The organism is Tistlia consotensis USBA 355, assembly GCF_900177295.1.
GTDB lineage: Bacteria > Pseudomonadota > Alphaproteobacteria > Kiloniellales > DSM-21159 > Tistlia > Tistlia consotensis.
In genome coordinates, this window is sequence record NZ_FWZX01000005.1 from 265170 (window position 1) to 288258 (window position 23089).

At 72.9% G+C, this 23089-nt stretch carries 19 protein-coding genes; 7 read left to right on the forward strand and 12 right to left on the reverse strand.

All coding sequences use genetic code 11. From position 1 onward, the window contains the following. Positions 1–163: 163 nt before the first annotated feature. A complete protein-coding gene (locus tag B9O00_RS09605; protein ID WP_085122316.1) occupies positions 164–1366 on the reverse strand; it encodes a deoxyguanosinetriphosphate triphosphohydrolase in 1203 nt (400 codons plus the stop codon). Positions 1367–1493: 127 nt separating this feature from the next. Between B9O00_RS09605 and erpA the strand changes: the two genes are divergently transcribed. Then, complete coding sequence (erpA, locus tag B9O00_RS09610) at positions 1494–1838, forward strand: iron-sulfur cluster insertion protein ErpA (RefSeq protein WP_085122318.1); 345 nt, start codon at positions 1494–1496, stop codon at positions 1836–1838. A 114-nt stretch (positions 1839–1952) separates the two neighbouring features. Beyond that, complete coding sequence (locus B9O00_RS09615; RefSeq protein ID WP_085122320.1) at positions 1953–2339, forward strand: nuclear transport factor 2 family protein; 387 nt, start codon at positions 1953–1955, stop codon at positions 2337–2339. Between the two features lie 10 nt (positions 2340–2349). On the opposite strand, the gene B9O00_RS09620 is transcribed toward B9O00_RS09615, so the two are convergent. Both B9O00_RS09620 and B9O00_RS09625 read right to left on the reverse strand, forming a co-directional pair. Beyond that, positions 2350–3333 carry a pyridoxamine 5'-phosphate oxidase family protein gene (locus tag B9O00_RS09620; RefSeq protein WP_085122322.1) on the reverse strand — a complete coding sequence of 328 codons (984 nt, stop codon included), beginning with the start codon at positions 3331–3333 and terminating at the stop codon, positions 2350–2352. Between the two features lie 164 nt (positions 3334–3497). Further along, complete coding sequence (locus tag B9O00_RS09625) at positions 3498–4145, reverse strand: glutathione S-transferase family protein (RefSeq protein WP_085122324.1); 648 nt, start codon at positions 4143–4145, stop codon at positions 3498–3500. A 104-nt stretch (positions 4146–4249) separates the two neighbouring features. Between B9O00_RS09625 and B9O00_RS09630 the strand changes: the two genes are divergently transcribed. Further along, the gene (locus B9O00_RS09630) at positions 4250–5155 is read left to right on the forward strand and encodes a LysR family transcriptional regulator (protein WP_085122326.1); all 906 of its coding nucleotides are present in this window, start codon (positions 4250–4252) and stop codon (positions 5153–5155) included. On the opposite strand, the gene B9O00_RS09635 is transcribed toward B9O00_RS09630, so the two are convergent. After that, the gene (locus tag B9O00_RS09635; protein ID WP_159460166.1) at positions 5152–6354 is read right to left on the reverse strand and encodes an MFS transporter; all 1203 of its coding nucleotides are present in this window, start codon (positions 6352–6354) and stop codon (positions 5152–5154) included. The genes B9O00_RS09630 and B9O00_RS09635 overlap by 4 nt on opposite strands. Before the next feature lie 147 nt (positions 6355–6501). Here B9O00_RS09635 and xth point away from each other — a divergent pair, with 147 nt between their 5' ends. From xth to B9O00_RS34010, 3 genes are all read left to right on the forward strand, one after another. Beyond that, positions 6502–7281 carry an exodeoxyribonuclease III gene (xth, locus tag B9O00_RS09640; protein WP_085122330.1) on the forward strand — a complete coding sequence of 260 codons (780 nt, stop codon included), beginning with the start codon at positions 6502–6504 and terminating at the stop codon, positions 7279–7281. Positions 7282–7366: 85 nt separating this feature from the next. Further along, entirely contained in the window at positions 7367–8191 is an 825-nt protein-coding gene (locus B9O00_RS09645) for a rhomboid family intramembrane serine protease (RefSeq protein ID WP_218822827.1), read from the forward strand. Positions 8192–8272: 81 nt separating this feature from the next. After that, positions 8273–8743 (forward strand): YkvA family protein, encoded by a 471-nt coding sequence (locus B9O00_RS34010; RefSeq protein WP_085122332.1) that lies wholly within the window; start codon positions 8273–8275, stop codon positions 8741–8743. Positions 8744–8756: 13 nt separating this feature from the next. On the opposite strand, the gene B9O00_RS09655 is transcribed toward B9O00_RS34010, so the two are convergent. Beyond that, positions 8757–10262, reverse strand: a complete 1506-nt coding sequence (locus B9O00_RS09655; protein ID WP_235017081.1) for a M81 family metallopeptidase — start codon at positions 10260–10262, stop codon at positions 8757–8759. A gap of 130 nt (positions 10263–10392) precedes the next feature. Here B9O00_RS09655 and B9O00_RS09660 point away from each other — a divergent pair, with 130 nt between their 5' ends. Beyond that, complete coding sequence (locus tag B9O00_RS09660) at positions 10393–11613, forward strand: MFS transporter (protein ID WP_085122336.1); 1221 nt, start codon at positions 10393–10395, stop codon at positions 11611–11613. Between the two features lie 10 nt (positions 11614–11623). On the opposite strand, the gene B9O00_RS09665 is transcribed toward B9O00_RS09660, so the two are convergent. The 7 genes from B9O00_RS09665 to B9O00_RS09695 form a co-directional block, all read right to left on the reverse strand. Continuing rightward, the gene (locus B9O00_RS09665; RefSeq protein WP_159460167.1) at positions 11624–13282 is read right to left on the reverse strand and encodes a sensor histidine kinase; all 1659 of its coding nucleotides are present in this window, start codon (positions 13280–13282) and stop codon (positions 11624–11626) included. Positions 13283–13546: 264 nt separating this feature from the next. Continuing rightward, entirely contained in the window at positions 13547–14350 is an 804-nt protein-coding gene (locus B9O00_RS09670) for a phosphatase PAP2 family protein (protein ID WP_085122341.1), read from the reverse strand. Between the two features lie 133 nt (positions 14351–14483). Beyond that, a complete protein-coding gene (locus tag B9O00_RS09675) occupies positions 14484–16196 on the reverse strand; it encodes an ArnT family glycosyltransferase (RefSeq protein ID WP_085122344.1) in 1713 nt (570 codons plus the stop codon). Positions 16197–16224: 28 nt separating this feature from the next. Next, complete coding sequence (locus B9O00_RS09680) at positions 16225–16590, reverse strand: lipid-A-disaccharide synthase N-terminal domain-containing protein (RefSeq protein ID WP_322111180.1); 366 nt, start codon at positions 16588–16590, stop codon at positions 16225–16227. Between the two features lie 6 nt (positions 16591–16596). Further along, positions 16597–17424 (reverse strand): glycosyltransferase family 2 protein, encoded by an 828-nt coding sequence (locus B9O00_RS09685; protein WP_085122346.1) that lies wholly within the window; start codon positions 17422–17424, stop codon positions 16597–16599. An 86-nt stretch (positions 17425–17510) separates the two neighbouring features. Next, positions 17511–19586: a response regulator gene (locus tag B9O00_RS09690; RefSeq protein ID WP_159460168.1), complete on the reverse strand. Its 2076-nt coding sequence runs from the start codon at positions 19584–19586 to the stop codon at positions 17511–17513. A gap of 2 nt (positions 19587–19588) precedes the next feature. Then, positions 19589–23089: response regulator (locus B9O00_RS09695; RefSeq protein ID WP_143596192.1), on the reverse strand; the 3501-nt coding region annotated here is incomplete at its 5' end.

Consider the following 23089-nt stretch of genomic DNA (forward strand, 5'->3'; position numbering starts at 1 on the left):
TTTTTTCAGTCGGTTCGGAAAGCCGCGCCGGACCCCCGTGTCGTCATCCCCGCAAAGGCGGGGATCCAGGGGGCCAAAGGCCGGGAGCGAGAGGCCCTGGAGTCCCGCCTTCGCGGGAATGACGAAAATGAGCGGGACATCCATAGAGGCAAGAGCGCGAAAATCACAGTCGCGAGTAGGGGTCGAACAGCTTCTCGTGGGCTTCCAGGGCATAGCGGTCGGTCATCCCGGCGATGTAGTCGGCGACGACGCGGGCCCGGCCCTGCCCCGCCGCGCCTCCGGGATCCGCGGCGGCGCCGGCCTCGGCCCGGGCGACGGCGGCCTGCCACGCGTCCGGCAGGCAGTCGGGCCGCTCCAGGTAGAGGACGAAGAGCTCGCGTACGACCCGCTCGGCCTTCTGGGTCATGCGGTTGACCTTGTAGTGCCGATAGACCCGCTGGAACAGCAGCCGGCGCAGGGTGCGCTCCTTCTGCCGCATGTCCTCCGAGAAGGCAACCACCGGCCGGCCGAGCGCGCGCAGCGCCGCCGCGCTGTCGGGCCGCGCCTCGGCGAGGCGCCGCCGCGTCTCGGTCAGCAGGTCGTCGACCATCAGGCCGATCAGCCGGCGCACGGTCTCGTGGATCAGCCGGCCGCGCTCAAGGTCCGGATAGGTCCGCTCGACCTCGTCCAGCACCTCGGCGACCAGCGGCACCGCGCGCAACTCGTCGAGCTCCAGCAGGCCGGCGCGCAGGCCGTCGTCGATGTCGTGGTTGTTGTAGGCGATGTCGTCGGCCAGGGCGGCGACCTGGGCCTCGGCCGAGGCGTGGCTGGCCAGCTCCAGGTCGAAGCGCTCGCAGAAGCGCGCCAGGCTCGGCCGGGGCTCGTCGAGCGGGCCGTTGTGCTTGGCCAGGCCCTCCAGCGTCTCCCAGGTCAGGTTCAGGCCGTCGAACTCGGCGTAGCGGGCCTCCAGCCGGGTGACGACCCGGAAGGCCTGCTCGTTGTGGTCGAAGCCGCCATGCGCGCGCATCGCCTCGCGCAGCGCCCGTTCCCCGGCATGGCCGAAGGGCGTGTGGCCGAGGTCGTGCGCCAGCGCCAGGGCCTCGGCCAGGTCCTCGTTGAGGCCGAGCGCGCGCGACAGCGAGCGGGCGATCTGGGCGACCTCCAGCGAGTGGGTCAGGCGCGTCCGGTAGTAGTCGCCCTCGTGGTAGACGAAGACCTGGGTCTTGTACTGCAGCTTGCGGAAGGCCCCGGCGTGGACGATGCGGTCGCGGTCGCGCTGGAAGGCGCTGCGCGTCGCGCTCTCGGCCTCCTGGTAGAGCCGGCCGCGGCTGTCCGCCGGCCGGCAGGCGTAGGGCGCCGGCCCCGCCTCTCTCGGATCGCTGGTCATGGTGCGCGCGGTTGTAGCAGAGCCGGCGGCGCCGCACCCATGGCGAATCGCGGCCGGGACATCGCCCCTTTTGACAGCGGCCTCCACACCCTACATTCTTGAGCGCAGACGTAGGGATTGACCGTTCATGAGCACGCTCGAAAGCCTCGACGACTTCCGGATCAGCGAGAACGCGGCAAAGCGCATCGCCAGCCTGGCGGCGCAGGAAGGCGGGCGACCGATGCTGCGCATCTCCGTCTCCGGCGGCGGCTGCTCGGGCTTCCAGTACGGCTTCGACTTCGACGGGACGGTCAACGACGACGACCGGGTCTTCGAGCGCGCCGACGCCAGGGTGGTGATCGACGAGACCTCGCTGGAGCTGCTCAAGGGCAGCGAGATCGACTTCGTCGAGGACCTGATGGGCGCCTACTTCAAGGTCGAGAACCCGAACGCCTCCTCGTCCTGCGGCTGCGGCTCGTCCTTCGCCATCTAGGCGCCATCTAGGCGCCGTCCAGGCACGACCTAGGCAGGCCTGCCCTTCCCCGCTAAGACTCGCGGCGGCGCCGGACGGCGCCGGGATTCCACGCACGAGGGGAAGGCAGGCATCATGGACGACCGCTACGCCGCCATGGCGGCAGTGCTGCAGGACTATTTCGACGGCCTCTACCACTGCGACACCAAGCTGCTGGCCAAGGTCTTCCACCCCCAGGCGCGCTACGCCTGCGCGACCGACGTGCCGGCCGGCGGCGACCTCGTGCACCTGGGCATGGACGAGTACTTCCCGATCGTCGAGAAGCGCGTCTCGCCGGCCAGCCGGAACGAGCAGCGCCGCGACCAGATCGTCTCGATCGAGTTCGCCGGGCCGGTGACGGCGCTGGCCCGGGTGCACTGCGCGATCGGCCCGAAGTACTTCACCGACCTGCTGACCTTCATCCTGGTCGACGGCCGCTGGCAGATCATCTCCAAGGTCTTCCACTACGACCTGATGGAGTAGGACGCCCCGCCTACGCCCCCTCCGCCCAACGGCCGGTCGCGGCGAGCTGCGGCGCCTCGAGCGGCGGCGTCCAGCGCGCCGGCAGCGCCCGCTCGATCCAGAGAGCCCGCTCGACCCGGTAGCGCAGCAGCCGCTCGGCGCCGGCGAAGCGGGCGATCTCCGGGTCGTCCCACAGCACCTCGCCGGATCCCGAGAGCAGCAGCAGGCTGCCGCTGGCGAAGTCCGGCACCAGCAGGCCGGCGCGCGGCTCGAGCTCCAGGTTGCCCAGGGTGTTGAAGGCGAAGTTGCCGCGGAAGTCCGGCAGGGTGAGAAGGCTGGCGCCGTCCGGCGCCGCCTCGACCTTGACGAAGCCCGGCCGGCCGCCGCGGTGCGACAGGTCGAGGCCCTCGCGGGAATCCTCGCTCCGCTCCCGCGCCGCCGGCGAAGCCGTCGCCAGGAACAGCGTGTCGGCCGCCGAGAGCGCGGCCCGGGCTGCCGCCGACAGGCTGGCGCCCTCCTGCCCCGCGATCCGCGGAGCCGACGCCGCGCCGGCCGCCGGCTCGCGGACCTGGATGTACTGCGGGCAGTTGCCGAAGGACTGGTCGACGCGGACCGCGAAGCCGGCCGGCTCGGAAACGACGACGCGCCCGTTCATGCGGTTGCGCCGCCGGGTCGAGAGCTCGATGCCGAGCAGCCCGAGCGGCGCGCCGACGCCGAGCCCGAGGCCGAGCGCCGCCTCGCCCAGCGGCCGCGCCTCGACGACCAGGGTCCGCGGATCGGGCGACGAGGCGAAGCCCGGCGCACCGGCCGCCAGGGTCGCCCAGGGCCGCCCCTCGCCGTCCAGGGCGCCGACCAGCAGGAACGGCAGCTGCGCGAAGAACAGGCGGTGCTGCTCGGGCATGAAGTCGCGGATCATGCGCCGGCCCTGGCGCTCGGTGCGCTCGCGCACCCCGGCCCGCTCCTGCGCCGCGCGCTCGCCGGCGTGGAAGGGGGAATCGCAGTCGACGAGGGTCATGGGGTCTCTCCTGTCCGTGCCGGGTTCGCTTCGCCCTTCGACCGGCTGTTCAGACCGGCTCAGGGTGAAGCGAACGGGAGCAGATCGACTACCCGAGCACCCCAATTCGCTTCGTCCTGAGCCGGTCGAAGGACGGAGCGAAAGCGGGCCCGGCCCTCACGCTCTCACGCCGGCACGGGCATGCGCTGCATCGCCACGAAGCCGGGCAGCGCCTCGATGCGCGCCAGCCAGGCGCGGACGTTCGCGAAGGGCTCCAGCGACACGCCGCCTTCCGGGGCGTGGGCCGTGTAGCTGTAGAGCGCGACGTCGGCGATCGTCGGGCCGTCGCCGACCAGGAAGGACCGCCCCGCGAGCTCGCCGTCCAGGACCTGGAACAGGCCGCGGGCGATCTCCTGGGCCCAGGCGAGGTCGCCCGGCCGCTTGAACAGGCACAGCACCCGCGCCCGGGCAGCGCCGTAGTTGAGCTGGCCGGCGGCGACCGACAGCCAGCGCTGGACCTGCGCCGCGGCCAGGGGCTCGTGCGGCAGCCAGCGGCCGTCGGCATCGTAGCGGCCGGCGAGGTAGACCAGGATCGCGTTGCTGTCGGCCAGCACGACCGGCTCTTCCGGGTTCGGGTCCTCGATCACCGGCACCTGGCCGAAGGGATTGCGGGCCAGGAACTCGGGCCGCTTCGCCGCGCCGGCCGCGAGATCGACCGCGATCCGCTCGACCGGCAGGCCGAGCAGCGAGAGGAACAGGCGGACGCGGTGGCAGTGGCCGGAGAGCTCGAAGTCGTAGAGCCGGATCGGCCGGGCGGGCTGGGCAACGGGCATGGGTGCCTCCTGGAGGTTGGTCTCGGACAGGAGAATGGGCCTTGCTCCGTGGGGACTGAATAGCCGAGCATGGCAAGGCACTATTCCAGAAACAGGAACAGTCGATGGACCGGCTGGACAGCCTCCGGATCTTCGTCGCCGTCGCCGAGCAGGCCGGCTTCGCCGCCGCGGCGCGCCGGCTCGGCCTGTCGCCGCCGGCGGTGACCCGCGCGGTCGCGGCGCTCGAGGCCCGGCTCGGCGCCCGGCTGCTGCACCGCACGACGCGGATCGTGCGGCCGACCGAGGCCGGCCAGCGCTTCCTGGCCGACGCCCGGCGCATCCTGGCCGAGCTGGAGGAGGCCGAGGCCTCGGCGGCCGGCGCCCAGACCGATCCGCGCGGGCCGCTGGCGATCACCGCGCCGGTGCTGTTCGGCCGGCTGCACGTCGCGCCGATCGTCTTCGCCTTCCGCCGCGCCCATCCCCAGGTGACGGTGCGCCTGCTGCTGCTCGACCGCGTCGTCGACCTGATCGAGGAGGGCCAGGACGTCGCCCTGCGCATCGCCCGCCTGCCCGACTCGGGCCTGAGCGCGATCCGGGTCGGCGGCCTGCGCCACCTGGTCGTCGCCTCGCCCGCCTACCTGGCGCGCCGCGGCCGGCCGCGCAGCCCCGAGCAGATCGCCGCCCACGACACCATCGTCTTCGCCCGCGAGGGACTGACCCGGGAATGGGTCTTCGGGCCCGAGCGCCGGCCGGTCCGGCCGCAGGCGGGCCTCGCGGTCAACACCGCCGAGGTCGCGGTCGCCGCGGCGGTCGAGGGCCTGGGCCTGACCTCCGTGCTGTCCTACCAGGCCGCCGCCGAGCTGGCCGCCGGCCGGCTCGAGGTCGTGCTCGCCGACTTCCAGCCGCCGGAGATCCCGGTCCACCTGGTCCATCCCGAGGGCCGCCGGGCGAGCGCGCGGCTGCGCGCCTTCCTGGACTTCGCGGTGCCGCGCCTCAGGGCCGAGCCCGTGCTGGGTGGCCAGCCCGGCTAGCTCTTCTCCGGCAGGTGGTCGGGATGGCGGTACTCCTCGACCGCCAGCATCAGCAGCGCGGCGGCGACGAGGCAGCCCGGCACGGTCAGCAGCGCCGGGCCGAAGCGCCCGCCGGCCTCGTCGACCAGCAGGCCGATCAGCGGCTGGAAGATCAGGGCGCCGGCGATGCCGACCATGTTGACGAAGGCGATGACCGTGCCGGTGATCGCCTCGGCGTGGCCTTCCTTGGCCATGGCGAAGGTCAGCATCTGCGCGCCGCCGAAGAAGCCGGCGGCGAAGAGCAGCAGCGACAGCGCGAGGATCGAGCCGAGCGGCAGGTAGACCGCGGCACCGTAGGCCAGGGCGGTCAGCAGCGCCCCGGCGGCGACGATCCACTTGCGGTGGCCGAGGAGGTCCGACAGCGCGCCGCCGGCGATGCTGCCGAGCGCCATGCCCCAGAAGATCATCGAGACCGCGGTCTCGGCCTGGACCCCGCTCAGGCCGTGGTCGCGGCTCAGCTCCTCGTTGCCCCAGAGGCCGCCGTAGACGTTGACCGGCATGTAGTAGAGCAGCCCGACGACGGCGATCAGCCAGGTCCGCCGCTCGCCGAGGATGCGCCGCAGGGTGCCGCCGATGCCGGGATTGGGTACGGCGTCGCCGGTCGCCGGCGCTTCCCGGAACAGCAGCAGGGCGAGCAGGAACAGGCCGAGGCCGACGGCGCCGGTCGCCAGGAACACCGGCTGCCAGCCGAGCGCCTGGACCGCGCCGGTCAGCGCCACCGAGCCGACCGCCGCCCCCAGCATGCCGACGCCGTTGACCGCCCCCGACAGCACGGCGAAGCGCTGCGGCGGGAACCAGTGGTTGACCACGAAGAGCGCGCCGACGAAGGCGAAGGCCGCGCCGAAGCCGGTCACCGCCCGGCCGAGGCCACCGACCAGCGGGTTGCCGGTCGCCGCGAAGGCCAGCACGCCGAGCCCGCAGGCCAGCGTGCCGAGCAGCACCAGCCGGCGCGCGCCGTAGTGGTCGAGCAGCAGGCCGACGACGATCTGCATCGGCGCGTAGACCCAGAAGAACAGGCTGCTGAGCGTGCCGAAACCGGCGTCCTTCAGGCCGAAGTGCGCAGCGATCGAGCCGGCCGCGAGGCTCGGCTCGATGCGGCAGACGAACTCGTAGAGGAAGAACAGGGTGGCGACGGCGAAGGCCGTCCAGGCGGCGAGCATGACGGGAAGGTACGGCTCCTGGGACGGGATTCGGAACGGCGGGGCTGATCGCCGCCCCGTCATCGGCTAAGAAGAGCCGCCCCGCAAGCCCGGCCCCCGATATCCCGCCGTCCGCGCGCTTCTGTCCCGCCAGCAGGAAGAGCCCCGATGCCCAAGATCGCCACCTGGAACGTCAACTCGATCAAGGCGCGCCTGCCCAACGTGCTGGACTGGCTGAGAGAGGCCGAGCCCGACGTCGTCCTGCTGCAGGAGATCAAGTGCCAGGACGACGCCTTCCCGCGGCTCGAGATCGAGGCCCTGGGCTACCGCTGCGCGGTGCACGGCCAGAAGAGCTACAACGGCGTCGCGATCCTGTCGAAGGAGCCGCTCGAGCAGGTCTCCAGCGGCCTGCCGGGCGACGCGGCCGACGAGCAGGCCCGCTACCTCGAGGCGACGAGCTTCGGCATCCGCCTGGCCTGCCTCTACCTGCCGAACGGCAACCCGGCGCCGGGCGGGAAGTACGACTACAAGCTGGCCTGGATGGCCCGCCTGGCGGCCCGCGCCGAGGCCCTGCTGGCCGACGAGCGGCCGGTCGTCATGGCCGGCGACTACAACGTCATCCCCGAGCCCGAGGACTGCCACGACCCCAGGGCCTGGGCCAGGGACGCCCTGTTCCTGCCGGACACGCGGCGCGCCTTCCGGCGCCTGCTCTGGCTCGGCTACACCGACGCCTTCCGGGCGCTGCACGGCGAGCCGCACCAGTACTCCTTCTGGGACTACCAGGGCGGCGCCTGGCCGGCCGACGAGGGCATCCGCATCGACCACCTGCTGCTGTCGCCCCAGGCCGCCGACCGCCTGACCGCGAGCGGCATCGACAAGGCGGTGCGTGGCCGGGAGAAGGCCTCCGACCACGTGCCGGCTTGGTGCGTGCTGGAGGGCGGAACCTGAAGGCCCGGCCCGGCCGCGTCCTGCCGGCGGCGTCCGCGGCAGTGGAACGAAGCGCGCGGCCTTCGCGTTCGCCGAACGCCCTCTTTTGCCCCTGGCCGCGGCAGGCGGCCGCACCCACATCTGCTGGGCCATGCTGCTGCCCCTGCACGACACCAACGAGCGGACCTTCCTGCGCTACCCCTGGGTCAACTGGGGGCTGATCGCCGCCTGCTTCGTCGTCTTCCTCTACCAGATCGGCGGCAGCGAGCAGCACTACGTGCAGACCATCTACGGCTTCGGCATGGTGCCGGCCCTGCTGTCCGGCGATGCCCAGCTGCCGGCCGGCGTGCTCCATGCCCCGGCCTGGCTGACCCTGGTCACGGCGCAGTTCCTGCACGGCGGCTGGATGCATCTGCTCGGCAACATGCTCTTCCTGTTCGTCTTCGGCGATAATGTCGAAGATTCAATGGGTCACAGGAACTATCTCGCGTTCTACCTGACTTGCGGCGTCGCCGCCGGCCTGTCCCAGTACGCGACCTCGCCCGACCCCGGCACGCCGATGATCGGCGCCAGCGGCGCGATCTCCGGCGTGCTCGGCGCCTACCTGCTGCTCAGCCCGAAGGCCAAGGTGCTGGTGCCGATCGGCTTCATCCCGCTCTACATCCCGGCCTGGCTGCTGCTGATCTTCTGGTTCGCCCTGCAGCTCTTCTCTGCGGCCGGCGACACGGCGGGCCAGGCCGGCGTCGCCTGGTGGGCGCACATCGGCGGCTTCCTGGCCGGCATGGTGCTGCTGCTGCCCTTCAAGCGCCGCGCCGTGCCGCTGTTCGGCGGCGAGAAGCCGCCACGCGGCCTGCGCGTCGTCCTGCCCAAGCGCCGGCGCGAGCGGCCCGAGACCGGGTCGCCCCGCGGCCGCAGCGGACCCTGGGGCTGAGCCGCACCGGCGGCCGGGCTGGACCCGGAGCCCCGGACGCGCGTTAAGTTCCCCGGCCAGGAGACCGAGCCGAAAGACGCCATGGCCAGCCCGAACAGCCCCAGCCGACGCCACCGCCTGCGCGACCTGCCGCTGAAGGGCGGCCAGAAGGCGCTGAAGCGCGTGCTGCGCGCGCGCCGTGACCGGGTGCGCCGCGGCCGCACCAAGCGCATCGGGGCGCTGCTGCTGACCCTGGCCCTGCTCGCCTACGGCGCCAGCCCGGTCGACCTGATCCCGGATCGCATCCTGGGCCCGGTCCCGCTGCTCGGCTGGCTCGACGACCTGGTCGTCCTGCCGCTCGGCTTCTGGCTGGTCGCGCGCCTGCTGCGCGGCGCCGAGCGGGAACGCCACGCCGCGCGCCGGCTGGCCGCGGGCCTCGTCGGCGCGGACCTGCAGGAACGCCGCCACGAGCGCCTGCGCAGCGCCGTGCTGATCGTCCTGGGCACGGCCCTGGGCGTCGCCGCCGGACTGGTCGTGCAGCGGCTGCTCGGCGGCCCGCCGCCGGGCGGCTGAGGCCGCCCTCCCGCTACTGCTTCGGGCCCTGGGACAGCGGGCCGGTCGGCATCAGGCGCACGCCGGGGCGCAGGAAGCGGTAGTCGAGCTGCAGGTGGTCGACCGGGTTCGGCCCGGGCGCCGCCGCGACCACAACCTGCTCGGCGATCGGCTGGAAGTCGGCGCGGAAGTGCACCGAGGACTTGACCGCGACGATGCCGCGCTCCTCGGGGTCGACGCTGACGTGGCGCAGCATCTCCCGGTCGGCCAGCTGGGCCTTCCTCGAGGCGACGGCGACCTCGACGCCGCCGATCTCGAGCAGCGCCATCGGCCCCAGCTCCATGCGGGCGCCGCGGTAGAACGGCCCGGTGCACTCGAAGCGGCCGTCGCCGAGCTTCTTGACCTGGTAGCTGCCGCGCAGCGGCTCGTGGCCCGGCAGGCCGCTGTGCGAGCCGAGGCCGATCTCGATCGTCGCCCCCTCGCCGGCCGCATGGGCCCGCTCGGCCGCCGCCGGATCGAACAGCAGGCCGATCACCGCCCGCGGCGCACGCTGGCGGACCAGTTCGGCGAGCAGCCCGACGGTGTCGCCGTTGCCGCCGGCGCCGGGATTGTCCTGGGTATCGGCCAGCACGACGGGGCGCTGCGCCGTGGCGCTCACCTTGATGGCGTGGGCGACAGCCTGCTCGGCCGACATGATGGTGCCGGCGAAGCCCTTCTCCTGCGCCAGGATCGCCTGGTAGAGCTCCTCGGCCGCGGCCTCCGTGGCCGCCGCGTCCTCGCCGAAGGCCAGCACGGTCGGGCCGCAATGCCAGATGTCGGCCGGCGAGAAGCCGGCGGCGAAGGACAGCGAGGCGACACCCGGCACCCGCTCGCGCTCGTCGATCGACTCGTAGAGGCCCTTGGCCGGCTCGATGAAGCTGCAGCCGCTGGTCAGCGGGATCAGGAAGGGCAGCGCCTTGCGCACCTTGGCGAGGCGCCGGCCGCTCATCAGGGTCGCGAGCAGCCGGTAGCCGCGGCCGCCGGTGACCGCCATGTCGACGTGCGGATAGGTGCGGTAGGCGACCAGGGCGTCGGCCAGCTCGACCATCGCCGGCGTCACGTTGGCGTGCAGGTCCAGGCTGACGACGACCGGCAGGTCCTTGCCGACGATGGCGCGGACCCGGCGCAGCAGCTCGCCCTCGCCGTCCTGGTGGTGCTCGGTGACCATGGCGCCGTGCAGGTCGAGGTAGAGGCCGTCGAGGCCGCGCGCCGCGGCCAGGTCCTCCAGCATCTGCCCGACGATGCGCTCGTAGGCATCCTCGGTGACGCGGTCCGAAGGCGTCGCGGCGGCCCAGGACAGCGGCACCAGCTGGTGCCCGCCGGCGCGCGCCTCGTCGATGAAGCCGGCAACCGGCAGGTTGACGCCCGAGACCGACTCGAAGAGCGCGTCGCCGCGGCACAGCGCCGGCCAGGCGCCGCCCCTGGCGAAGGCGTCGAAGTCGGCCTTGCTGGGGGCGAAGGTGTTGGTCTCGTGATGGAAGCCGCCGACCGCGATCTTCACGCGCTGTCTCCTCGAACTGCTGACGGGGGTGGTTGGGCCGCTGGATGAGGTCGGCAGCCTAGTCGGCGGCGAAGCCGGCAGGCAAGAGCGGCCGCTTGCCGCCGGAGCGGGGATCGGCGAGAAGGCGTCCATGGACCCGGCGGGCGGAGCGGAGGAGCGGCAGTCGGCGCAGCGTGCGCCGGGCGCGGGACGGATACCGCGCAGCGTCTGGGCGCTCGGCCTGGTCAGCCTGCTGATGGACAGCTCCTCCGAGATGATCCACAGCCTGCTGCCGGTCTTCCTGGTCTCGGTGCTCGGCGCCAGTGCGCTCTCGGTCGGCCTGGTCGAGGGCATCGCCGAGGCGACCGCCGCGATCACCAAGTTCTTCTCCGGCGCGCTCAGCGACCGGATCGGCCGGCGCAAGCCGCTGGTGCTGTTCGGCTACGGCCTGGCCGCCCTGACCAAGCCGGCCTTCGCCCTGGCGCCGGACCTCGGCTGGGTGATCGCCGCCCGCTTCACCGACCGCCTGGGCAAGGGCATCCGCGGCGCGCCGCGCGACGCCCTGATCGGCGACGTGACGCCGCCCGAGCTGCGCGGCGCCAGCTTCGGCCTGCGCCAGAGCCTGGACACCGTCGGCGCCATCGCCGGGCCGCTGCTCGCGCTCGGGCTGATGTACGCCAGTGGCGACGACTACCGGCTGGTCTTCTGGGCCGCCGGACTGCCGGCCCTGCTCGCGGTCCTGGTCATCCTGGTCTGGGTCCGAGAGCCCGAGTCGCATCGCGGCGAGCCGCGCGCGATCCGGCTGTCCTGGCGCGAGGTCCGGCGTTTCCCGGCGGCCTACTGGGCGGTCGTCGGCGTCGCCGCGGCGATGACGCTGGCGCGCTTCAGCGAGGGCTTCCTGCTGCTGCGCGCCCAGTCGGTCGGGCTGGCCGACGCGCTGGTGCCGGCGATCCTGCTGGCGATGAACCTGGTCTACGCCGCCTCGTCCTATCCGGTCGGGCGCCTTTCCGACCGCCTGGGCAGGCGCGGGCTGCTGCTCGCCGGCTTCGGCCTGCTGGCGGCGGCGGACCTGGTGCTGGCCGGCGCCTCCGGCGTGGCGGCGGTCGTGCTCGGCGCCCTGCTCTGGGGGCTGCATCTCGGCATGACCCAGGGGCTGCTGGCGGCGCTGGTCGCCGACGCCGCCCCGCCGGCGCTGCGCGGCGCCGGCTTCGGGCTGTTCCACCTCGCCTCGGGCGTCGCCCTGCTCGCCGCCAGCCTGATCGCCGGCTGGCTCTGGACCCTGGCTGGGCCGGGCGCGACCTTCCTCGCCGGCGCCGCCTTCGCCGCGGTCGCCCTGGCCGCGCTCGCGCTGCTGCCCGCGGCCTGGCGCTGATCCTCGAGGGTCAGGCCGCGACCGCGTCCTCCTGGCCCGGCAGCGCGACGGTCACCCGGGTGCCCCGGCCCGGCGCGCTGTCGATCTCCAGCCGGCCGCCGTGCAGGTCGACCAGCGACTTGACGATGGCGAGGCCGAGGCCCGAGCCCTCGCGGCGGCGCGTCGCCGGATCGCGGCCCCGCTCGAACGGCAGCACGATCGCCTGCAGGTCGTCGGCGGCGATGCCGACACCGGTGTCGGCGACCTCCAGGATCGCCGCGCCGTGCTCGCCGCGCGACCAGCGGACGCGCACCGAGCCGCCGCTGTCGGTGAACTTGATGGCGTTGCCGACCAGGTTGGTGACGATCTGCGCGACCGCACGGCTGTCGGCGACGATCGACCCGGGGGTCGCCGACAGGTCGACCGCCAGCTCGACGCCGCGCTGCCGCGCCAGCGGCTGCAGGAAGCGCAGCACCTCCTCGGTCGCGCCGCGCAGGTCGACCGGCGCCGGCGCCAGCTCCCAGGCGCCGGCCTCGATGCGCGACAGGTCGATGACGTTGTCGATCAGCCGCAGCAGGTGCTCGCCGCTGGCGTGGATGTCCTCGGCGTAGCCTCGGTAGGCCGGATGGCCGAGCGGCCCCTTGAGCTGGTGGCGCAGGATCTCCGCGAAGCCGAGGATGGCGTTGAGCGGCGTCCGCAGCTCGTGGCTGACGTTGGCCAGGAACACGGTCTTGACCCGGTTGGCGCGCTCGGCCTCGTCGCGCGCCGCGCGCGCCGCCCGCTCGCCCCGGACGAGCTCGGCATTCGAGCGTTCCAGGGCGACCAGCGTGCCGGCGATGGTGCGCCCCGCGCGCCGCGCGGCGACGACCATCACGCCGCCGAGCAGCAGCAGCAGCAGCAGCACGATGCCGGCCGGCAGCGCAGCCCGGCGCAGGGCCGCGACGCTGGGCCGGGCCGGCGTCCAGGCCAGGGTCGCGACCGTCCCGCCGTCCGGGCCGGCCAGCGCCAGCCGGCCGGCCCGGCGGTCGCCCGGCGCGGCCTCGGCCGCCGGGACGAGGCGAAGGTCCGGCAGCAGGTAGCGGCTGCCGAGATCGGCCAGCAGCGTCGCATCGAGCTGCCGGGCATAGACCAGGACCGGCCGCGGCTGGCGCTCCAGCTCGGCCGGGGTCGGGTACTCGGGCGTGATCGCCGCGGCGACCGCCAGGAACACCGTCTCGCCCTGGCGCAGGTAGGCCGAGACCGGCGTCGGGTCGTTCATCGGCGCCGCGCGCGCCGCGGCCAGCAGGGCTCCGAGGCCGGAACCGAGCAGCTCCTGCGGCGGCGGGCTGTCGACCGCGTCGCCGCCGCCCGGACGCCGGACCGCCGAGTAGAGCGGTCGGTCGTTGGCGGCCACGATGAAGGCGTCGGTGAAGCCGTAGGTCCGCATCGACCAGAGGCCGGTGTTCTGGTCGGCCCACGCCCGGTCGTGCTGCCCGCGCGTGAAGGCGACGGTGTCGTCCCAGAACGCGAAGTCGTAGGCATGCGATCGATCGGTCGCCTCGAGCTGGCGCAGCGCGGTCTCGGCCAGATGGGCGCTCTGCCCGGCCGACTGGCGGTCCAGGCTGTAGCCGAGGTAGCCGAGCAGCAGGCCGGCACTGGCCAGGAACAGCAGCACCAGCAGCCCGGTCGTCAGGTAGAAGCGGCGCGTCACCGCGCGCGCTAGGCTAACGTCCCGCCCTCTGTTCCGCTGCTCCAAAGACGCTGCCCCCAGCCGCTCTGCCGAATGCCGGCCACCCGCAACGATGGCCGCACACTTTTTCGTAGAACACGTTTTGGTAAACGCCCGCATTGCCTGTGGGGCGAGGCGCGACTCTGCCAAGCTGGCGGCGAAGCACAAGGAGAAAAAAGTCAACCCGATGAAATCGGCCGGAGTGTGAAAGATCGTCCGCCCCCGAGGCGGCGCCCGCGCCGGCTCTCAGGGCCGGGCGCCCTGCCCCGGCCCCCGCAGGGCGTCGCTGACCGGCAGCAGGAAGGGCCGCAGCCGGCGGCGCAGCGCCAGCCGCCACCAGCGCCCCTCGGCCTTCAGCCGGGTGCCCCAGCGGACGTGGCGGAACAGCCAGCCGCGGTCGCGGAAGAAGCGTGCCAGCAGCAGGGTGAAGAGCGTCCCGACCGCGGCGCCGCCGGCCACGTCCGACAGGAAGTGCGCGTTCACGATCACCCGGCTGGCGGCGATGACCAGCGCGAAGCCGAGGCACCAGAAGCGCGCGCCCGGCGCGAAGAGGGTGACGGCGACGGCGATCGCGAAGCCGGTCGTGGTGTGGCCCGAGGGGAAGGAATGCAGGTCCGGGCCGAAGCCGAAGGGGCTGAAGCCGTAGATATGCTGCTGGTCCAGCAGCTTCGGCCGGGCCCGCCCGAAGATCACCTTCAGGATGTTGGCGACGATCCCCGAGCCGGCGACCGCCCAGAAGAAGAAGAAGGCGTAGCCGGCCAGCCAGGACGCCAGCCGCTTGCGCGGCCTCGCGGTCGCGGACAGCGCCGCGGCGGCGGCGCCGATGGTGACCAGCGCGCTGCCCCAGAGATAGGCGTCGGACTTGCCGAAGCCGGTGAGGAAGCGGAAGAGGTCGAGCAGCGGCTCGCCGGCCTGGCGCAGCAGCTGCGACAGCGGCCGGTCGACGACGAACACGCCGAGCAGGACGACGAGCGCGAGCAGCGCCCAGAAGCGCAGGCTGCGGTGCAGCAGCAGGTCGTCGTGGTGATCGCTGGTCGAAGGCTGCGGCACGGCGGCCGGGTATCCCTGTCCCGCGTGAAGGCCGGGCTCCCCGCCCCGCCGGAATGCCCGTCATAGCCCCCGGCCGCCCCGCCCGGCAAGGCGCCAGGGAATGGCGGGACGGCAGCGCCGACCCGGCGCGCGCCTATTCGGCCAGCCGGTAGAGCTGCAGGGTCAGCCGCTTGCCCTTGGAGTAGTTCAGGCCCTCGATCGTCGCCAGCGAGGTCAGCTTGGCGGCCGCGTCGCCCAGGGCGGCGCGGAACGGGCCGTCGTCCTGGCTCGAGACCAGGGCCAGGTTGCAGGCCGGGTTCTCGGTCAGGGTCGCCGCCGCCTCGGGGGGCCGGCCGAGGCGCGTGCCGGTGCCGGTCAGGAAGATCAGGCTCGGCTCGCTGTAGCCGCTGCTGGCCAGCACGCTGTCGTCGCAGGGCCGGTTGGCCGCCACGGCCGCGGCGATGCGCGGGCTCAGCCAGATGGTCGAGAGGTTCGGCACCACCCCCGGCCAGCCGACCAGGTAGAGCAGCCAGGCGCCGAGCGCCAGGACCGCGACGCCGGTCGTGCCGCCGCGCTGCGGCCGCAGCCGGATCACCGCGAAGGCCAGGACGCAGAGCAGCAGGGCACCGGCCAGGCCGGCCCAGAGCAGCGTGCCCTCCAGGTAGAGCGGCACGGCGACCAGGCCGGCCGCCAGCAGCAGGGTGATCGCCAGGAAGATCAGCAGGGTCGCGAAGCGCAGCCAGGACGCCCAGCCGCGCGCCGCCAGGGCGGCGGGCGCCAGGGCCGTCTCGCGCACCGCCGCGGCGACCAGGATCGCCAGGGCCGGATAGAGCGGCAGCACGTAGTGCGGCAGCTTGGTCGGCACCAGCTCGAAGACGATCCAGCTCGGGATCAGCCAGGCCAGGCAGAAGACCACGGCCGGCCGCCGCCGCTCCAGCCAGGTCCAGGGCACGGCCAGGCCGAGCAGGAGCGAGAAGGGCCAGAAGGTCAGGAAGACCAGGACCAGGTAGAGCCCGGGCGGCGCACCGTGCGACTCCTGGCCGCCGGCGACCTTGCCGAGCAGGTCGTGGCCGACCGATTCGGCGAAGAAGGCGCCGTGGGTCTGGATCGCGATGGCGACCAGCCAGGGCAGGAAGATCGCGAGGGCCAGCAGCAGCCAGGGCCAGGGCTTGAGGCCGCGCAGCCAGGCGGCGCGCCGCTCGAAGACCAGCAGGCCGGCGATCGTGCCGCCGGCGACCAGCAGCACGATCGGTCCCTTGATCAGGGCGGCGAGCCCGACGCCGGCCCAGAAGGCGATCGCCAGGCGCGCGCTGCTCGGCCGCCCCTCGCGCAGGTTCATGTAGAGCTCGGCCAGGGCCGACTGGGCGAGCAGGATCGTCGCCAGCAGCAGGGCGTCGGTCTTGGCGGTGCGCGCCTCGACGCCGAGCAGCAGGCAGCCCGCCATCATCAGGGCCGCCAGGGCGCCGGCCGAGCTGCCGAACAACCGGCGTCCGATGCGGAAGGTCAGCAGCACCGCCAGGCAGGCACCGAGCAGCGACGGCAGGCGATAGACCCAGATCGGCGCCGCGGCCGGCGACTGCAGGGTCAGCGCGCCCCAGGCCGTCGCCGCGGCGACCTGGGCCCAGTAGATGCCGACCGGCTTGTTGAGGCGCGCGGCGTCCTGGAAGCGGATGTCGACGACGTCGCCGCTCTCGATCATCTGCTTGGAGGCCTGGGCGAAGCGCGCCTCGTCGCGGTCGACCGGCGGCACCTGGAAGAAGCCGGGCAGGAAGAAGGCCAGCGCGACCAGCAGCAGCAGGGCCTGCAGCCAGAGCGTCGGCTCGCGCTTGGGCGGCACCGGCGGCACGGCGGCGTGCGCTTCGGTCATCCGCGGACTCCCTCGATGTTCGGGCGGCTCACCGGTTGGCGGGGGCGGCCGCGCTCTCGTCGTGCTGGGCGGCGAGCAGGCGCTTCTCACGCCAGATGAAGTAGATGTTGCGGCTGTAGATGACCAGGCCGGCCGCCTGGCCGAACATGATCACCGGGTCGGCACGGTGGATCGCATAGGCCAGCAGCGAGGCGCCGCCGACGAAGGAGAAGTACCAGAAGACCTCCGGCACGATCGAGCGGCGCGCCCGCTCGCTCATCAGCCACTGGATCAGGAAGCGCGCCGAGAACAGCGCCTGGGCGCCGAAGCCGATGGCCAGCCACAGCAGGTCGTAGTGGGACATGCCGGCCCACCAGGCGTCGAGCTTCATCAGCCAGAGATCGATGAAGGACAAGCGGGTCTACCTCGTCTGGGCGCCGGTCATCCGGTCGGCGGCTGCCGGCTCCGCCCGCTCGACGGTGATCCGGCCGGGCTCCGGGCGGCGCGTCCGCTTCTTGAGCCACAGGACGCCGAAAAGGTCAAACAGCCCGACCAGGCCGCGCTGCCAGTTGGTGTACTTGGTCGTGCCGCGCTCGCGCGGCCGGTGGTTGACCGGGGCCATGGCCATCGGCCAGCCGTGGATCTGCACCAGCGCCGGCAGGAAGCGGTGCAGGGCGTTGAAGTAGGGCAGGCCGAGCAGCACATCGCGGCGGATCAGCTTCAGGCCGCAGCCGGTGTCCGGGCAGTTGTCGCCGAGCAGCCGGCTCCGGAGCCCGTTGGCGAAGCGCGAGGCCAGGCGCTTCGACAGCGTGTCGCGGCGCTTGCGGCGCAGGCCGGCGACCAGGGCCGGCAGCGGCCGGCCGGCCGCGACGGCCCCTTCGACCTCGGCAATCAGCGCCGGGATGTCGGCCGGATCGTTCTGGCCGTCGCCGTCGAGCGTGACGATCCAGGGTGCGGTCGCCGCTTCGGCGCCGCTGCGCACCCCGGCGCTCTGGCCGAAGCGGCCGTTGTGGCGGACCAGCACGACCTCGGGATGGCGCCCGGCCGCCTTCAGCACCTCGGCGGCGGTCGCGTCCGAGGAGCCGTCGTCGACGAAGATCACCTCGCGCGGCGGGAAGGCCGCCGTGCCGGCGAAGATCTCCTCGATCAGCGGCCCGACGTTCTCCGCCTCGTTGTGCGCCGGCACGACGACGGCGAAGGCCTCGACGGGCGACGGGGCGGCGCGCGGGCTCGGCGGGGCGCTGGGCATGGGACTCGAGGGATTCGGCTATGTGCGGCTGCGAAGGGCCGGAGCTATAGCAGCCGCCCCCGCACCCGGCCAGCGATAAGGGCAGGCTAGCTCCCGGGAATCGACAGCCTGGCCAGCGCCGCCGCCAGCTCGTCCTGGGTGTAGGGCTTCGCCAGGAAGGCCGGGGCGTCGGCGCCCCGCGGCGCGGTGTGGACGAACTCGTGGTAGGCCGAGGTGGTCAGCACCGCGACCTCCGGCCGCCGGCGCCGGAACGCGGCGGCCAGCGACAGGCCGTCGAGGCTGCCCGGCATGACGCAGTCGGTGAAGAGGATCGAGAGGTCCTCGAGCCCGGGCTCGCGCTCCAGCGCCTCGTCGCCGCTGGTCGCGACCTCGACCCGGCAGCCCAGGGCCTCGAGCATGCCGCGCGCGACCTCGCGGACGTCGTCGTCGTCCTCGACCAGCAGGATCCGGCGGCCGGCCAGGTCGAGCGCGCCGGACGGCTCGCCCGGCCCGGCGGCCGGCTCGGCGGCCGTCTCGGCACGCGGCAGGTAGAGGTTGACCGCGGTGCCCCGCCCCTCCTCGCTGTCCAGCTCGAGGATGCCGTTCGACTGGCGCACGAAGCCGTAGATCGAGCTGAGGCCGAGGCCGGTGCCCTTGCCCGGCACCTTGGTCGTGAAGAAGGGCTCCAGGGCGCGGCGCGCGACCTCCTCGCTCATGCCGGTGCCGCTGTCGACGACCTGCAGCCGGACGTAGTCGCCGGCGGCCAGGTCGAGGCCCTCCAGCTCCGGCGCGCGCGCCGGCAGGTTGCGTGCCGCGATGCGCAGCGTGCCGCCCTCGGGCATGGCGTCGCGGGCGTTGATCACCAGGTTGAAGATCGCCGACTCGAACTGCGAGGCGTCGAGGTGGATCGGCCAGACCTCGGCCGGGCAGTCGATCTCGGTGCGGATGCCCTTGCCGAGCAGCTGGTCGAAGAGGCTGGTCAGCCGCGCGATCTCCTCGTCCAGCTTGAGCAGGCGCGGCTCCAGCGCCTGGCGCCGGCCGAAGGCGAGCAGGCGCCGGGTCAGGGCGGCGCAGCTCTGGCCGGCCTGCAGGGCGAGGTCGACACGCTGGCGCTGCTTCTCGCCCAGGCTCTCGTCGCCCGCGACGCGCCCCAGGCTGCCGATGATCACGCTCAGCATGTTGTTGAAGTCGTGGGCGATGCCGCCGGTCATCTGGCCGATCGCCTCCATCTTCTGGGCATGGGCCAGCTGCTCCTCCAGCAGCTTGCGCTGCGAGACGTCGGACAGGAAGCCGACCATCTCGCGCTCGCCGGGCCGGCAGGGCGACGGCAGGCTGGCCCGCTCGAACAGCCAGCGCCAGCTCTCGCCGCCGCAGCGGAAGCGGTACTCCAGCGACAGGCTGCCGCTCGCCTCGGCCTCGCGCCAGGCCGCCTCGACCCGGGCCCGGTCGGCGGCGTGGACGCGCTCCAGCCAACCGTCGAGGGCCTGCTCGACCTCGGCCTCGCCCAGCTGCAGCAGCTTGGCCGGATTGCCGCCGACGAACCGGCGCCGGCCGGCCTCGCCGCCCGCCGCCGCGACGAAGAGCGCGATCGGCAGGGTCTCCAGCACCAGCGACTGCTGGGCCAGGGTGCGCTGCAGGGCCTCGGCGGTCCTCACCTGCTCGGCGCGGACCCTCAGGTTCTCGGCCAGCAGGTGCTTCTCCTGCTCGGCGCGGCGCCGCAGCTCGATGAAGACGCCGACCTTGGCGCGCAGGATCGCCGGCTCGATCGGCTTGAAGACGTAGTCGACGGCGCCGGCCGCGTAGCCGCGGAACAGGTGGCTCTGGTCGCGGTCGACGGCCGACATGAAGATGATCGGGATGTGCCGGGTGCGCTCGCGCCCGCGGATCAGCGAGGCCGCCTCGTAGCCGTCCATGACCGGCATCCGCACGTCGAGCAGGATGATCGCGAAGTCGTCGGCGAGCAGCTTGCGCAGGGCGTCCTCGCCGTTGCGCGCGACCACGACCGGCTGGCCGAGATCGGCCAGGATCGAGCGCAGCGCGACCAGGTTCGCCTCGTCGTCGTCGACCGCCAGGATCTTCGCCGTGATCGCGGGATCGGCCGCGCCGAAGGCCGGCTGCGGCAGGCCGCCCGGGGCGCGCAGCGCCGGGACGCCGGTCGTCGGAAGGCCTGCCGCGCGTGCCAAGGTCAGCGCTCCCCCTGCCCGGCCCGGGGCCGCCGCTGCAGCCAGGTGCGCAGGACCGCGATCAGCTCGTCGATCTCGACCGGCTTGGAAAGGTAGTCCGAGGCGCCGGCCTCGAAGCACTTCGCCCGGTCCTCCGGCATCGCCTTGGCGGTGACCGCGATCAGCGGCAGGTCCCGGTGGCGGTCGGAGCGGCGGATCCCGGCGATCGTCTCGTAGCCGTCCATGCCCGGCATCATGATGTCGACCAGCATCGCCTCGATGTCCGGGTTCTCCTCCAGCAGGGCGATGCCGTCGCGGCCGTTCTCGGCATGGACGACCGTGACTCGGTGCTGCTCCAGCACCGAGGCGAGCGAGAAGATGTTGCGGATGTCGTCGTCGACGACCGCGACCTTGCGGCCGCCAAGCACGGGATCCTGCTGGCGCAGCCTGCGGATCTCGCTCCGCGCCTCCTCGCCCAGGTCGGCCATGCGGACGTGCAGCATGCGCGTCACCTCGTCGAGCACCGCCGCGCGGCCCGAGACGCAGAGCGCCCCCGCCTCCTCGACGGCCCGCACGGCGGCCGGGTCGGGCTCGGCGAGCAGCTCGACGACGACCGGCATGCGCGCCGCGCCGTCGCCGGTCTCGCTGAGCTGCTTCAGGAAGGCCAGCACCGCCTCGGTCGGCTTGCGCGCCACAACCAGCAGGCAGTCGAAGCTCTGCTCGGCGAGCAGGCCGAGCGCGCGGCGCAGCGAGGCCGCCTCGGTCTCGACCTTGTCGAGGGCCGCCAGGTCACCGGCGATCGAGCTCGCCGCCTTGCCGCCGCTGGCCAGCAGCAGGCGCGAGCGGCTGCGCAGCACCGAGTCGTGGAGCCGGCCGTAGACCTCGCTCAGGTGCTCGCGGGACGCCGGCTTGGCGCTGTACTCGACCGGCCCGAGATGGGTCCGGAGCCGCGCCTGGTCCTCGACGATCGAGACGATGTGGACCGGCAGGTGCCGGGTCTCGGCGTCGTGGCGCAGCAGGTCGAGCAGCGCCCAGCCGTCGATGTCGGGCAGCTGGATGTCCAGGCTGACGGCATCGGGCCGCCGCCGGCGGATCGCCGGCATGACGTTGCGGCCCTCCGACAGCACCAGGCCCTCGAAGCCCTGCTCCTGGGCGATCTCCAGCAGGATGCCGGCGAAGATCTTGTCGTCCTCGACGATCAGCAGGAACGGCCGGCGCCGGCCGGCCGCCTCGGGCTTCGCCGCCGCGCCCCGGCCGGTCCTGGCCACCGCCTCGGCGGCCGGCCTCCCAAGCGCCTTGCCGCCGCGGGCCGCGAGCTCGGCCGGCGCTGCCTGCGTCGCCTGCTGGATCTCCAGCGGCAGGTAGAGCGTGAAGGTGCTGCCCTTGCCGGCTTCCGACTGCAGGCGGATCTCGCCGCCGAGCAGCGCCGCCAGTTCGCGGCTGATCGACAGGCCCAGCCCGGTGCCGCCGAAGCGCCGGCTGGTCGTTCCGTCGGCCTGCTGGAAGGCCTCGAAGATGATCTGCTGCTGCTCGTCCGGGATGCCGATGCCGGTGTCCGAGATGGCGAAGGCGACGACACGGTCGGCGGCGGCCAGGCTGGCGCTGGCCGCCGACCAGCCCTCGCTGGCCGGCGCGACGGTCATGGTGACCGCGCCCCGCTCGGTGAACTTGAAGGCGTTGGACAGCAGGTTGTTGACGATCTGCTGCAGCCGCATCGCGTCGGTCAGCATCGCCGGCGGCAGGCTCTCGTCGAGGGCGATGGTGAAGTCGAGGCCCTTCTGCTGGGCGACCTCGCGGAAGGTCCGCTCGGCCTGCTGCAGGCACTGCTCGAAGCCCATCTCGCCGACGTCGAGGGCGACGGTGCCGGACTCGATCTTGGAGAGATCGAGGATGTCGTTGATCAGGCGCAGCAGGTCGGCGCCGGCCGTGTGGATCGTCTGGGCCTGCTCGATCTGCCGCTCGTCGAGGTTGCCGACGGCGTTCTCGGCCAGCAGCTTCGAGAGGATCAGCAGCGAGTTGAGCGGCGTGCGCAGCTCGTGGCTCATGTTGGCCAGGAACTCGCTCTTGTACTTGGAGGTCAGCGCGAGCTGCTCGGCCTTCTCCTCCAGGGCGCTGCGGGCCGTCTCGACCTCGCGGTTGATCGCCTCGACCTGGCGCTTCTCGACCTCGAGCAGCGCCGCCTTCTCCTCCAGCTCCTCGTTCTTGCGGCGCAGCTCGTCCTGCTGCGACTTCAGCAGCTCCTCGGACTGGCGCAGGCTGGTCGCCTGCTGCTCGAGGCGGTCGTTGGTGCTCTTCAGCTCGTCCTGCTGGCTCTGCAGCTCCCGGGTCAGGATCTGCGACTGCTTGAGCAGGCCTTCCGTGCGCATCGAGGCGCTGATCGTGTTGAGCACGATGCCGATCGACTCGACCAGCTGGTCGAGGAACGACAGGTGGATCGGGCTGAAGCGGTGGAACGAGGCGAGCTCGATGACCGCCCTGACCTCGCCCTCGAACAGCACCGGCAGCACGACGATGTTGAGCGGCGGCGCCTCGCCGAGGCCCGAGGAGATGGTGACGTAGTCGCCGGGCACGCTGGTCAGCAGGATGCGCTGCCTCTCGAAGGCGCACTGGCCGACCAGGCCGTCGCGGAAGCGCACGGCGTTGGTCAGGCGCTTGCGCTCGTTGAAGGCGTAGCTGGCGGTCAGCTCCAGCAGCGCCTCCTCGGCCTCCTCCTGGACCACGAAGAAGACGCCGTGGTGCGCCTCGACCAGGGGCGCGACCTCGGAGAGCACCAGGTTGCAGACCGTCACCAGGTCGCGCTCGCCCTGCATCATGCGGGTGAAGCGCGCGAGGTTGGTCTTCAGCCAGTCCTGCTCGTCGTTGTACTGCGTCGTGTCGCGCAGGTTGGAGATCATCTGGTTGATGTTGTCCTTGAGCGCCGCGACCTCGCCCAGCGCCTCGACGGCGATGGTGCGGGTCAGATCGCCCTTGGCGACGGCGGTCGCCACCTCGGCGATGGCGCGCACCTGGGTGGTCAGGTTGGCGGCCAGCTGGTTCACGTTGTCGGTCAGGTCGCGCCACAGGCCGGCGGCGCCCGGCACCTTGGCCTGGCCGCCCAGCTTGCCCTCGATGCCGACCTCGCGGGCCACGTCGGTGACCTGGTCGGCGAAGGTCGCCAGGGTGTCGATCATGCCGTTGATCGTCTCGGCCAGCTGGGCGATCTCGCCCTTGGCGTCGACCGTCAGCTTGCGCTGCAGGTTGCCGTTGGCGACCGCCGTGACGACGTCGGCGATGTTGCGCACCTGGTTGGTCAGGTTGGTCGCCATCATGTTCACGTTGTCGGTCAGATCCTTCCAGGTGCCGGCGACGCCGCCGACCCGGGCCTGGCCGCCCAGCTTGCCCTCGGTGCCGACCTCCCTCGCGACGCGCGTCACCTCTGCGGCGAAGGAGGACAGCTGGTCGACCATCGTGTTGATGGTCTCCTTCAGCTCCAGGATCTCGCCCTGGACGTCGACGGTGATCTTGCGCGACAGGTCGCCGTTGGC

Bases quoted from the DNA above. Each gene is read 5' to 3' on its own strand.
- B9O00_RS09605 (WP_085122316.1), bottom strand. From the start codon at position 1,366: ATGACCAGCGATCCGAGAGAGGCGGGGCCGGCGCCCTACGCCTGCCGG.
- erpA (WP_085122318.1), top strand. From the start codon at position 1,494: ATGAGCACGCTCGAAAGCCTCGACGACTTCCGGATCAGCGAGAACGCG.
- B9O00_RS09615 (WP_085122320.1), top strand. From the start codon at position 1,953: ATGGACGACCGCTACGCCGCCATGGCGGCAGTGCTGCAGGACTATTTC.
- B9O00_RS09620 (WP_085122322.1), bottom strand. From the start codon at position 3,333: ATGACCCTCGTCGACTGCGATTCCCCCTTCCACGCCGGCGAGCGCGCG.
- B9O00_RS09625 (WP_085122324.1), bottom strand. From the start codon at position 4,145: ATGCCCGTTGCCCAGCCCGCCCGGCCGATCCGGCTCTACGACTTCGAG.
- B9O00_RS09630 (WP_085122326.1), top strand. From the start codon at position 4,250: ATGGACCGGCTGGACAGCCTCCGGATCTTCGTCGCCGTCGCCGAGCAG.
- B9O00_RS09635 (WP_159460166.1), bottom strand. From the start codon at position 6,354: ATGCTCGCCGCCTGGACGGCCTTCGCCGTCGCCACCCTGTTCTTCCTC.
- xth (WP_085122330.1), top strand. From the start codon at position 6,502: ATGCCCAAGATCGCCACCTGGAACGTCAACTCGATCAAGGCGCGCCTG.
- B9O00_RS34010 (WP_085122332.1), top strand. From the start codon at position 8,273: ATGGCCAGCCCGAACAGCCCCAGCCGACGCCACCGCCTGCGCGACCTG.
- B9O00_RS09660 (WP_085122336.1), top strand. From the start codon at position 10,393: ATGGACCCGGCGGGCGGAGCGGAGGAGCGGCAGTCGGCGCAGCGTGCG.
- B9O00_RS09675 (WP_085122344.1), bottom strand. From the start codon at position 16,196: ATGACCGAAGCGCACGCCGCCGTGCCGCCGGTGCCGCCCAAGCGCGAG.
- B9O00_RS09685 (WP_085122346.1), bottom strand. From the start codon at position 17,424: ATGCCCAGCGCCCCGCCGAGCCCGCGCGCCGCCCCGTCGCCCGTCGAG.